This is a genomic window from Flavobacterium panici (assembly GCF_903819335.1).
GTDB classification, from domain to species: Bacteria; Bacteroidota; Bacteroidia; order Flavobacteriales; family Flavobacteriaceae; genus Flavobacterium; species Flavobacterium panici.
On sequence record NZ_CAIJDE010000034.1, the window covers coordinates 211,046 to 223,674 of the forward strand.

Genomic DNA, 12,629 nt, shown 5'->3' on the forward strand with positions numbered 1-12,629 from the left:
ATTGAACTAAATTGTATTGTTTATTCCAGGATTATTTTTTTTGCAGAAGCGGCATCGCCATTTATTAAGTATACATAATACACACCTCTAGGCAAACCAGATAAGTTTATGGTATTATTGTTTTCGCCATTGCTGAAAGTGAACGATTTTACTAACTGGCCTAATGAATTGTAAACGTTTGCTTTTTCTAAAATAATGTTGTTAATGTGAACCTCACCTTTAGTCGGATTTGGATAAACTAAAGCTTTATCGAAAACAGATTCTTCGATTCCTAATGAGGAACAATTTGAAGAATAAACTGCTGTCACATCTTTTTTATCTAACCAATTTGTATTTGAATAATTTTCATCATCTACGTTAATACAAGTTAGAGTATTGTTTGTGAAATTAGAATAAGTCATATCAAAATTTTTGTTATTCCCATTTTTCAAATTCAAATATCGCAAATTATTATATTGACAATCAAATTTGTTTAACATAACATTTTTAGTTAAATCTAAAAAAGATAGTTTATTATTATTACAATTAAAAGTCTCTAATGCCACGTATCTATTCACGTCTAAATTTTCTAGATTATTATTACTGCAAGTAAAAGTCACTAACGAGTTTTTACTCACATTTAAAGTTCTCAGTAAATTGTTATCACAGTTTAAAGTGGTTAAAGCTGGATTATTAGTTATGTTTAAAGTCGTCAATTTATTATAGGAACAATTTAAATTTGTTAAAGCAGTATTAAAAAACACATTTAGATCTTGAGAATCGTTAGAAATAGAATTATTACTTACATTTAGATAAGTTAGGTCTAAAAGGTAATATACATTGAGTGCTTTTAATCGATTTGTGTTACAATCTAAATAAGTCAAGAATGTATTTTTGTAAAGATTCAAACCTTCCAGATCATTTTTGGGACAAAACAAAGTAGTTAAAACAGTATTTTCCGTTAAATCAATATTGGAGATTTTATTTGAACCGCAATCTAAGTAAGTTAAAGATGTAAAGTCTTCAATTCCTGTTAAATTTGTAATATTGCTCGAAGACACATCTAATGATTTTAGTGAAGCTATATTGGTTGTAATTACTTTTCCATTTTTACCATCAGTATCAATTCCCATATCTATCAATTTTTGCTCAAAAGCTGGATCAGGGACAAGAGTATAAGGAGTATTTTCACCACTGCAGTTTGAGTTGTAAAAAGCTTTTGGATCTTTATTAGGTCCCCAACTCGAAGTGCTGAAAGCGTCAACATTAATGCATGTCAAATTTGGATTGTCGATAAAGTTACGTTTACTCAATCTAAGGTTATTACCATTTTTTACATTCAGGTTAAACAGATTGTTAGAGTTGCAATAAAAAGTAGTTAGAGAACCATTATTTGAAACATCAAGATTCAATAACTTATTATTGGAGCAATCAAAGTAAGTTAACTTAATATTCTTCGAAACATCTAACTGTACCAATCGATTATTAGAACAATCAAGATAATTAAAATCAGGATTATGAGGAATTTCTAAACTAGTCAAAGCATTATAACTACAAGTTAGTTGAGTCAGCTTTAAATTATTTTTTAGGTTTAAATCTCTTATTTTTAGGCTATGGCAACTTAGGATTTTTAAATTAATATTTTTAGAAACATCAAGAAAATCTATTGTATAATTATATGAACAATTTAATGTCGTTAAAGCAATATTTTTTGAAATATCTATTGAAGACAACTTATTTTTACTACAATCTAAGGAAGTTAATTCAGTAAAATCCTCAATTCCTGTAAGATCTGTGATGTTTTTAGAAGATAAATCAAGAGTTTTCAGGGAAGAAATGTTTGCTGTTAGTACTTTTCCAGAAAAATTACCTGAATCTAGTCCGAGATTTATTAGTTCTAGTCGAAATCTTGGATCAGGAATAGCGGTGTACCGCCCATCACAAGCTAAGGCATAAGTAGCTCCAGATTCTTTGTTTCCCGTCCAATTTTTATTTGAATAGACTATGTCATCTACAGTGATACATTTCAAATCTTTATTTCCAGAAAAGCTTAAATGATAAATAGAATTCCAGTAAAAAGCGTTATTATTTCCATTTTTTACATTTACACTTGTTAGGGAGTTGTCTGTACAATATAAAGATGTCAAAGCTATGTTTTTTGAAGCATCCAGACTTGTTAGTAAATTCGCTGAACAATCTAAAGTGACTAAAGCAATGTTTTTTGAAATATCAAGACTTGTTAGTGAGTTCTTGTCGAAAAGTAGCGTGATTAAGGCAGTATTTTTTGACACATCCAGACTTGTTAATTTATTAGATGTACATTGTAAATTGGTCAAGGCTAATTTTTCAGAAACATCGAGATTTGTTAGTTTATTATTATTGCAAATAATAGTAGTTAAAGCTGAGTTTTTAGAAATATCCAAGTTTGTCAGCAAGTTGTTTTGGCAATTTAAAGTAAGTAAAGCAGTATTTTTAGTCAGATCTAAAGTTGTCAATTGTTGGCCTTGACAATTTAGTAATGTTAATGCTGTGAAATCTTGGATTCCCGTCAAATCTTTAACTAAACCAACCCCATTACTATTAGCAGTAATGTTTAAAGAAGTTAATGTAGAAATATTAGCGGTTAGCACTTTCCCGTCTGTTGGGCCAGAGTCGTGACCAAGAGCAATCAAGTTTTTTTCAAAACTCAAATCTGGAATAAGAGTATATTGCTCGGTTCCTTTAGCATAGATCTGTACATGATCTATAGTGGCATTAAACCCGATATTATCAAGAGTATTTAAAGAAATACTCAAATCGTAAGATAAATTTTGATCTGGTGTAAAAGTAGTTTCAACAGCTGTCCAGTTGTTGTTTGCGGCAAAATAACTGCTAGAAAGAGTTGTCGCACTTCCGTTTTTGCTAATGTTTAATACAATTGGGTGAGAGCCGTTATAATTGCTGCTTAAATATTTGTATTTAAATTTTACTACATAGGTAACTCCTTCATTTAAAGGAACTTGTGTTGTAATTTTCGGAGTCAAGGCACTATTTGTAAAAGATAGCGTTGCGCTGTTAAATCCTTCCCAATAATCTGCCGTATTTTGAGCAACATTGTTTTGAGTTGTCCAATCGGACAATGCTGTTTTGCTCGTCCACTTTTCGAATCCTCCGTTTGGGACTAAATTTGTCTGTGCATAAATAGAAAAATTTGCTAAAAATAGCAATAAGAGTAGTTTTGTTTTCATAGGCTGATTAATTATTGGAATACAAGGGTATAAAATATTAACGAGATTTCTTTACGTCTTTCCGTAAAAACACTATATTTCTTAATGAAATAAAATCCCATTTTCAACTTAATGAAAATGGGATTTTTTAGTATAATGGAAGTATTATTTTATTCGATGATTACTTTTTTAGCCGAAGCTGCATCTTGATTGATTAAATACACGTAGTAAACTCCTTTTGGCAAACCGCTTAAATTGATTGAATGATTTACATCGGCAGAATTTAAAGTAAATGACTTAACTAATTGCCCTAATGAATTGTAAACATTCGCTTTTTCTAAGCTTACATTTTTAATATTCAATTGGCCTTTTGTCGGATTTGGATAAATTGCCGCTTTGTTAAATACAGAATCTTCAAGTCCTAATGTACAAGTTTCAGAATAAACGGTGGTGCTTTCCTTAATCTTAGACCAATTTGCATTTGCGTATGCAGCATTGTCAACTTTTATACAACCAAGTTTGCTATTTTGCAAGAAGCTTGTATAAAGACCAGCAGCAGCTTTTTTACCATTTTCTGAAGGCAGAACAAAGTTTTCATTATTGCCATTTTGAACATTCAAGGACGTCAATGGGTTTAGTACTAAATAAATGATAGTTAAATTTGGGTTTTTAGATAAATCCAAAGTTGTTAACTGATTTGATGAGGAATTTAAAGTTTTTAGTAAAACATTATTACTTAGATCCAAAGTCGTTATTTTATTGTTGCTACAATCTAAATATGTAAGTAAAGTAAATTTTTCAATTCCTGTTAAATCAAAAATATTACTGTTAGAAAGATCTAAATTAGTAATTGAAATGATGTTTAACGTTTCAATTTTTCCATTAAAACCATCCGTATCAATCTTCAAATCAATTAGTTTTTTCTCGAAATTCGAATCAGGAATTAAAGTATAAGCAGCACAATTTGTGTTGTAAGCCGCTGATGAGTCTTTAAGATTTGACCAATTATCTGTTGAAAAAATGGCATCATCAACCTGAATGCAGGTTAAGTTTGGATTAACTCTAAAATTTGATTGTGAGAAAGAACGATTATTTCCATTTTTCAAATTCAGAAATTCTAATTGATTTCCTGAACAATCTAAAGTAATTAAGGCAGGATTTTTAGAAATATCCAAGTTTTTCAAATCATTTTTATAACAAATTAAAGAGGTAAGTGATGTGCATTTTGAGACATCTATAACTGCTAATTTATTTCCTCTACAGTCTACGGTTTGAAGTTTGGTATTTTTTGACAAATCTAAATTTCTTAAAACGTTCGAACTGCAATCTAAAGTTGTCAGGAAAATGTTCTTGGAAAGATCTAAATATGATAGCTGGGTTGAATTACAATCTAATGAAATTAAAGCGGTATTTGCTGTAAAATCTATTTGATTCAAAGCATAATTGTTTTTGATTGTCAGCGATGTCAATTTGATGTTTTTAGAAAGGTCAATTGTGCTCAATTTATTTGATGAACAATTCAAAGATTCTAAATTTGTAAAATCTTGAATACCGGTTAGGTCAGAAATAGAACTAGAAGAAACATTTAATGAAATTAGGCTATCTATACTTGAAGTAAGTACTTTTCCATTTATTCCATCAGTATCAATTCCTAAATTAATTAGTTTTTTTTCAAAATTAACATCAGGGATTAATGTATAAGCTTTCTCACAAGGAATTTCGCTGTAAACTGCAGTATTATCTTTGCTTGTTTTCCAGTTATAACTTGAAAATATGGCATTATCAACAAGTATGCAAGTTAAATTTGGGTTTAACGTAAAATTAGTATCGTATAAAGAAATGTTGTTTCCATTTTTTAAATTTAGATTTTCAAGCTTATTAGAGTTGCAATATAAAGTACCAAATTCTTTATTTTTGGTTATATCCAAATCTTTTAACTGATTGTTATCACAGCGTAAATGTTTCAAAGCTGTATTGTTAGAAATATCTAAACTTGTTAATTGATTTTGACTGCAAAGAAGCTCGGTTAGTAAAGTATTTTTTGAAACATCCAGATTTGTCAATTGGTTTTTCCCACAGTAAAGAGAAGTTAATAACAGGTTTTTAGAAACATCTAGGCTTGTTAGATTGTTGTCTTCACAATTTAAAGATTCAAGATTTTTAAAATCCTGTATACCAGTTAAGTCAGAAATAGAACTCGAAAAAATATGTAAAAAAGTAATTGATGCAATACTTTTGGTTAGTACTTTTCCATTTTTCCCATCAGTATCAATCTCATTTTTTATTAGTATATCTTCAAAATTAGAATCAGGAATCAAGGTAAAAGCAGTATCACAAAAAGTGTCAGAATAAGTTGCTTGTGTGTCTTTGCTCCATGAGGTATAATTAGCATACGAGTACGCAGCATTATCCACCAGAATGCAATAAAGATTAGGATTATATGCAAAGTAAGCTCTCAATAAACTTTTATTACTTCCGTTTTTTGCATTTACAGATTCCAGATCATTAGTGTTGCATTCTAGAATTGTCAGAGCGCTATTTTTAGTAACATCTAAGTTTTTTAATTTATTATTAGAACAGATTAATTGTTTTAAGTTAAGATTCTCAGAGACATTTAGTATCTCAATTTTGTTAAACTTGCACAGAAACCATGTTAATGAGTAATTTTTTGAAATATCAAGGCTTGTAAGTTGATTTGTTGAACAGTCTAAATTAACCAAAGCAGTGTTTTGACTAACATCTAAGGCTGTTAATTGATTTTGAGAGCAATTTAGATAAGTTAATAGACTATTTTTTGATACATTTAAATTTGTTATCTTATTTCTGTCACAAGATAAAATCTGTAACGTCGCATTTGAAGAAAAATCAAGATTTGTAAAAAGATTAGAATAGCAAGTTACATTTGTTAAACCTGTGTTTTTTGAAAGATCAATATTTGTCAGCTTATTCATTGGCATGCTCAATTCTTTTAAATTGGTGTTTTTTGACAAATCTAAAGTTGTTAGATTATTGCCTCCACAATTTAAAATTTCTAAATCTTTAAAACTTTGAATTCCTGTTAAATCAGCTATTGAGCTACTTGCCACATTTAAAGAAGTTACACCTAAGACACTTGATATGGCGATTTGACCATTTTTGCCATCTTTATCAATACCTAGTCTAATTAATTTGTCTTCAAAATAAGCATCAGGAATTAAAATTGAACAAGTAACTTCATTATAACTAGCAATATCCTCTTTTGCACTAGCCCAATTTGTATCAGAATAAGAAGCGTTGTCGACTAAAATACAAGTCAGTTTTGGATTGTTTTTGAAATCGGGTTCGATTAAAAGATTGTTTTTCCCATTTTTCAAATTCAGATATTCAAGTTTATTCCTACTACAATTTAAATTGATAAGAGTAGTATTTTTTGAAAAATCCAAAAATGCGAATTGATTTGCTCCACAATCTAAAGTTGTTAAGGCAGTATTTTTAGAAATATCTAGTGTTTTTAATTGATTTCCATTAAAATTAAAACTAACTAGTTTTGTGTTTTTTGATACATCAATCGTAAGAAGTTGATTGCTTGCACAATTGAAGTTAACAAGATTAATGTTGTTAGAAATATTTATAGAAGATAAATTATTATTGCTTACAATTAAATCTGTTAATAAAGTGTTTTTAGAAAGATTTAGTATCGTTAAAGCATTTTTATCGGCATCTAAATATGTCAGATCATAATTTTGTGAAAGATTTAAGCTGGTTATTCTGTTTTCGAAACATATTAGCTCTTTTAGCGAGGTAAAATTTTCAATTCCCCTTAAATCTGTGATTGAACTTGCAGATACATCCAAAGTAGTTATTGCGCTAATGTTTGCGGTTAACACTTTTCCATCGATATTGCCGGAATCAATTCCAAGAGCAATTAATTTAGATTCAAATTTATTATCAGGAATTAAAGTATAAACATCACAAGTTGAATGGTTAAAGCTTGCCGAAGCATCTTTTTTAGTTGCCCAGTTTGTGTCAGAATAGGCTTTATTATCTACTAAAATACAGCTTAAAGATGGATTTGTTCTTAAATCAAGAGTGGTTAAAATGTCATTATTGTTATTTTTTAAATTTAAACTCGTCAGGTTATTATTTGAACAGTTTAAACTTTTTAAAGAAGAATTTAAGCTAAAATCTAATTGTGTTATCTGATTAAAAGCACTCGAAAAATTAGCCAATGCTAAATTTTTTGACGTATCAAGCCCTGTCAATTGGTTAGAATCAACTTTTAGATCAGTCAGAGCAGTATTATTTTTAATATTTAGATTTGTTAATTTATTTGATGACACATCTACATTAAACAACTTTAAATTTTTAGAAAGATCTATATTTGTTAATTGATTAGATGGACAATATAAAATTTTTAAATTAACAAAACCTTCAATTCCTGTTAAATCGGTAATAAAGCTAGACGCTATATTAAGTTGTGCAACTCTGGAAATATTAAATGTAAGTACTTTTCCGTTTTTTCCATCTTTGTCAAAGCCCTCAGCAATTAGTTTATCTTCAAAATTTGGATCTGGAATCAAAGTATAACCATAACAATTATTACTGAAAACAGAGGTTGCATCTTTTAAACTTAACCAATAACGATCAGAATATTCTGGATCATCTACCTGAACACATTTAAGACCATCATTTCTTTTAATATTGAAAACAGTAAAATTGATATTATTACCGTTTTTTAAATTTAAGGAATTCAGAGAACCATCATTACATTTGAACGAGGTTAATTTTGGGCAATTTGAAATGTCTAGACTTTTGATGCCTGAACCGGAACAATCTAAACTAAGCAATTCCGTGTTTTTAGAAAGATCTAAAACGGTTAATGCACCGTTTGAACAGCTTAAGCTTTTCAATTTTGTATTATTCCTTACATCTAAAGTTGTTATTGGATTAAAAGTGCTGTAAAAATCGATTAATAAAACATTTTTAGAAATATCTATACTTGCAAGTTTATTAAAACCGCAATAAAAGGTTTTTAACGCGGTATTGTTTGTAACATCTAAACTAACCAATTCATTTCTTTGAATATCTAACAAATCTAATTTAATATTCTTTGAGAGATCAATTGTTGTTAATTTGTTATTGGAAAGACCCAAAAAAGTCAAAGCTGTTAATTTTGTAATATCTAATGTCGTAATATAATTATCACTGCATATAAGTTTTTCTAAACTAACAAAGTCTTGAATTCCAGTTAAATCATTGATTGAACTGCCTCCTACATCTAAAACAGTTAATTTGGAAATTTTAGATGTAAGAACTCGTCCGTCAATGACACCAGAATCTATTCCTGATGCAATTAATTTTTTTTCAAAATTAATATCAGGAATTGAAGTGTATTGTGCATAAATTGAAAAATTGATTAAAAAAAATAGTAAAAGTAGTTTTGTTTTCATTGGCAGAGCTAAATGTTTTGACGGCACAATAATACGATAATCATTTCAGATTTTATTACGGGAAGCCGTATTAAAAAAAATATTGAATGAGTAATAAATATCTTATCAGAAGGAAATTAATTTTTTTTAAAAACAGACATAATTTCATAACACAGTGTTAACAGTTAGCTTTTTGTAACAAAAAAGCATAATTTAGACCCCACTTTTAACTTTTACAATTATATTCTAGATACATGAGTCATATAAAACCTCTCAAATTATCTGCTTTTGCATTACTTGTTTTAGCAGGTTGCAGCGCGACTTTACAAGCGCAAGTTTCAACTTCTAAAGAATTTATTACAGCGCCTTTATCAGTTGTAAAAAAAGCTCCGGTCAGCGAAAATGAATTAAAAAGATGGAGTCATCTTGATTTAATAAAAGATTCTATTCCGGGAATGAGTGTTGATAAGGCTTACGCCGAATTACTTCAGGGTAAAACAGGAAAAAAAGTTATTGTAGGAATTGTAGATTCTGGTGTTGATATTGAGCACGAAGATCTTAAAGGAATGATTTGGACTAATCCAAAAGAAATTCCAGGAAACGGAATCGACGATGATAAAAACGGATTCATTGATGATGTTCACGGATGGAACTTCCTTGGAAATGCTGTTGCCGAAAATCTTGAAATGACCCGTATCATTAAAAAGAAAGACGACGGTTCTGCAGAATACAAACAAGCTTTAGAACAATATACTAAAAAATATGAAGAAGCTTTAAAAGACAAAGAACAAGTAGATTTTTTATTGGATGTTCATGCAACAATCAAAAAAGAGCTTAATAAAACAACATATAAAGTTGAAGATTTAGCAGCAATTACTTCTACAGATCCAAAAGTAGCAAGAAGTAAAATGATCATGACTCAAATTTTCACAAACGCAGGACCAACTTTTGATCCTGAAGCTGATTTTGAAGAATACAGAGAACAAGTTTACGATCAGTTGAACTACAATTTAAATAAAGAGTTTGACGGAAGAAAAGTGGTAGGCGATAATCCTGAAGATATTAAAAACAACCATTATGGAAATAATATTGTTTTTGGTCCGGATAAAGAAAAAGCACTTCACGGAACTCACGTTGCCGGAATCATTGCACAAGTTCGCGGTAATAATCTAGGCGGCGACGGAGTAGCAAACAATGTTGAAATCTTAACAGTTAGAGCAGTTCCAGACGGAGACGAATATGATAAAGATATCGCTCTTGCAATTCGTTATGCCGTTGATAATGGTGCAAAAGTAATTAACGGAAGTTTCGGAAAAAGCTTTTCTCCGCACAAACAATGGGTTTACGATGCTATTAAATATGCAGCAAAAAAAGACGTTTTAATTGTTCACGCAGCAGGTAACGATGGTTACAATATTGACGAAACAAAAAACATTAATTATCCAAACGATTCTCAGGACAATATCAAGGAATTTGCTGATAACGTAATCACAATTGGAGCAATTAACAAACAATATGGAGAAACTGTTGTGGCAGGGTTTTCAAACTTCGGAAAAATAAATGTAGACGTTTTTGCTCCGGGTGAAGAAATCTATGCAACAGTTCCAAACAACAAATACAAATACTTGCAGGGAACTTCAATGGCATCTCCAAATGCAGCAGGTGTTGCAGCATTGATTCGTTCTTATTATCCAAAACTAAAAGCTTCTCAGGTTAAGAAAATTTTAATGGATTCTGGAGTTGCTCTTCCAGCAAAAGTGGTTCTTGGCGCAAGCGAAAATCCAAATGAAAAACCAGTTGCAGTTTCTTCTGCAGAATCATCAAAAACAGCAAAAATGGTAAATGCTTACAACGCTTTATTAATGGCTGAAAAAATGTCGAAGAAATAAACAATATATAGAATACTAATCCAATGGAAGAGCCGCAGCTCTTCCATTTTCATTATTAAATTAACATGCGAAAAATTATTTTACTTTCTTTTTTGAGCTTAGGTTTAAACGCTTCTTTTGCCCAAAGTACCCCATATTGGCAGCAACATGCCGACTATAAAATGGAGGTTTCAATGGATGTAAAAAACTATCAGTATAAAGGGAAACAAGAATTGGTTTATACCAATAATTCTCCTGATACATTAAGAAAAGTGTTTTATCATTTATTCCCAAATGCTTTTCAGCCGGGAAGTGAAATGGACGCTCGTCTTCATTTTATCAAAGATCCTGACGGAAGAATGGTAAATAAAGTTAAAACTGCCGATGGAAAAGAAGTAAAACAAAGTCGTATTGAATCTTTGAAACCTAATGAGATAGGATATTTAAAAATTTCTGATTTCAAACAAGACGGAATTTCAGCGCAGACAAGAGTTTCAGGAACTATTTTAGAAGTGATTTTGCCTAAACCAATTTTGCCAAATTCAAAAACTACTTTTACTTTAGGTTTTGATGGTCAGGTTCCGGTACAAATTCGTCGTTCAGGAAGAAATAATTCTGAAGGAGTTGAACTTTCAATGTCACAATGGTACCCAAAATTAGCCGAATTTGATTTTGAAGGATGGCACGCAGATCCATACATCGCAAGAGAATTTCACGGTGTTTGGGGTAATTTTGATGTAAAAATTACAATCGACAAAGACTATACAATTGGAGGTTCTGGATATTTACAAGACAAAAACACAATTGGTCACGGTTATGAAGATGCTGATGTAACAGTTGTTTATCCGAAAAAAGCAAAAACATTAACATGGCATTTTATTGCGCCAAACGTTCACGATTTTACCTGGGCAGCTGATAAAGAATATACACATGATATTGTAAAAGGGCCAAACGGTGTTAATTTGCATTTCTTCTACAAAAACAATGAAAAAACAACTGCAAACTGGAAACAGTTAGAACCATTAATGGTAAAAGTAATGGATTATTACAACCATAGAGTTGGAGCATATCCATACAAACAATACTCTTTTATTCAGGGCGGTGACGGCGGAATGGAATATGCAATGTGTACTTTGATGTTAGGAAACGGAACTCTTGAAGGAATTCTTGGAACTGCAACACACGAATTAGGGCACTCTTGGTTCCAGCATATTTTAGCTTCAAACGAATCAAAACACCCTTGGATGGACGAAGGATTTACAACTTACATCGAAGACAGTGCTTTGAATGAATTAAAAGGAGATAAAAAAGAAGCAAATCCGTTTAAAGGAACTTATGCTGCTTATTACAGTTTAGTTAATTCTGGAAAAGAACAGCCACAGACAACACATGGAGATCGTTACGATGAAAATCGTCCATACAGTATTTCATCTTATGTAAAAGGATGTATCTTTTTAGCACAATTAGAATATGTAATTGGGAAAGAAAGCCTGGACGCTACTTTAAAAAGATATTTCAATGATTTTAAATTCAAACATCCAACTCCAAACGATATCAAAAGAACTGCAGAAAGAGTTTCTGGAGCAGAATTAGATTGGTATTTAATCGATTGGGCACAAACTGCTAATACAATTGATTACGGAATTAAAGACGTTGCTGATAATTCAGGAAAAACAACAATTTCTTTAGAAAGAATTGGAAGAATGCCAATGCCAATCGATTTAAAAGTAGATTATACAGACGGAACTTCTGAAAACTTCTACATTCCGTTAAGAATGATGAATTTCATTAAACCGAATCCAAATCCAAACGAAAAAAGAACAGTTTTAGAAGATTGGGCTTGGGCAATGTCAAACTACAGTTTTACAATTGACAAGAACAAAACAGCAATCAAAAAAATCACAATTGATCCAAGCGGATTAATGGCTGATGTAAAACCTGCAAATAATGTTTTTGAAGTGAAATAATTTACTTTATAAAATAATAAAAGCCCTTAAAATTAATTTTTTAAGGGCTTCTTTATTTAATTCAAACCATGTGTTAAACGGAAACAAAACAGAATCAATAATATTTGAAACATAAAAGCTTCAGAATATTTTTTACTCAATACTTGTATGAAAAATTGTATTTTTGTTATTGCGAATAAAATACAGATCATAAAGAAACTC

4 protein-coding genes are annotated in these 12,629 nt (G+C 30.4%); 2 read left to right on the forward strand and 2 right to left on the reverse strand.

The genetic code is table 11. From position 1 onward, the window contains the following. Positions 1 to 20 precede the first annotated feature (20 nt). Positions 21 to 3,206, reverse strand: coding sequence for a T9SS type A sorting domain-containing protein (locus FLAPXU55_RS07220; protein ID WP_053472852.1), 3,186 nt, complete (start codon positions 3,204 to 3,206; stop codon positions 21 to 23). Positions 3,207 to 3,355: 149 nt separating this feature from the next. Continuing rightward, positions 3,356 to 8,614 (reverse strand): T9SS type A sorting domain-containing protein, encoded by a 5,259-nt coding sequence (locus FLAPXU55_RS07225; protein WP_180857131.1) that lies wholly within the window; start codon positions 8,612 to 8,614, stop codon positions 3,356 to 3,358. Positions 8,615 to 8,847: 233 nt separating this feature from the next. On the opposite strand from FLAPXU55_RS07225, the gene FLAPXU55_RS07230 reads away from it, so the two are divergent. Both FLAPXU55_RS07230 and FLAPXU55_RS07235 read left to right on the forward strand, forming a co-directional pair. Beyond that, on the forward strand, positions 8,848 to 10,482 hold the full coding sequence (locus FLAPXU55_RS07230; protein WP_180857132.1) for a S8 family peptidase: 1,635 nt from the start codon (positions 8,848 to 8,850) through the stop codon (positions 10,480 to 10,482). Between the two features lie 65 nt (positions 10,483 to 10,547). Next, a complete protein-coding gene (locus tag FLAPXU55_RS07235; RefSeq protein ID WP_180857133.1) occupies positions 10,548 to 12,428 on the forward strand; it encodes a M1 family metallopeptidase in 1,881 nt (626 codons plus the stop codon). The last annotated feature ends 201 nt before the right edge of the window (positions 12,429 to 12,629 follow it).

Coding starts and splice junctions, on each gene's coding strand:
- FLAPXU55_RS07220 (WP_053472852.1), bottom strand. CDS start 3,206: ATGAAAACAAAACTACTCTTATTGCTATTTTTAGCAAATTTTTCTATT.
- FLAPXU55_RS07225 (WP_180857131.1), bottom strand. CDS start 8,614: ATGAAAACAAAACTACTTTTACTATTTTTTTTAATCAATTTTTCAATT.
- FLAPXU55_RS07230 (WP_180857132.1), top strand. CDS start 8,848: ATGAGTCATATAAAACCTCTCAAATTATCTGCTTTTGCATTACTTGTT.
- FLAPXU55_RS07235 (WP_180857133.1), top strand. CDS start 10,548: ATGCGAAAAATTATTTTACTTTCTTTTTTGAGCTTAGGTTTAAACGCT.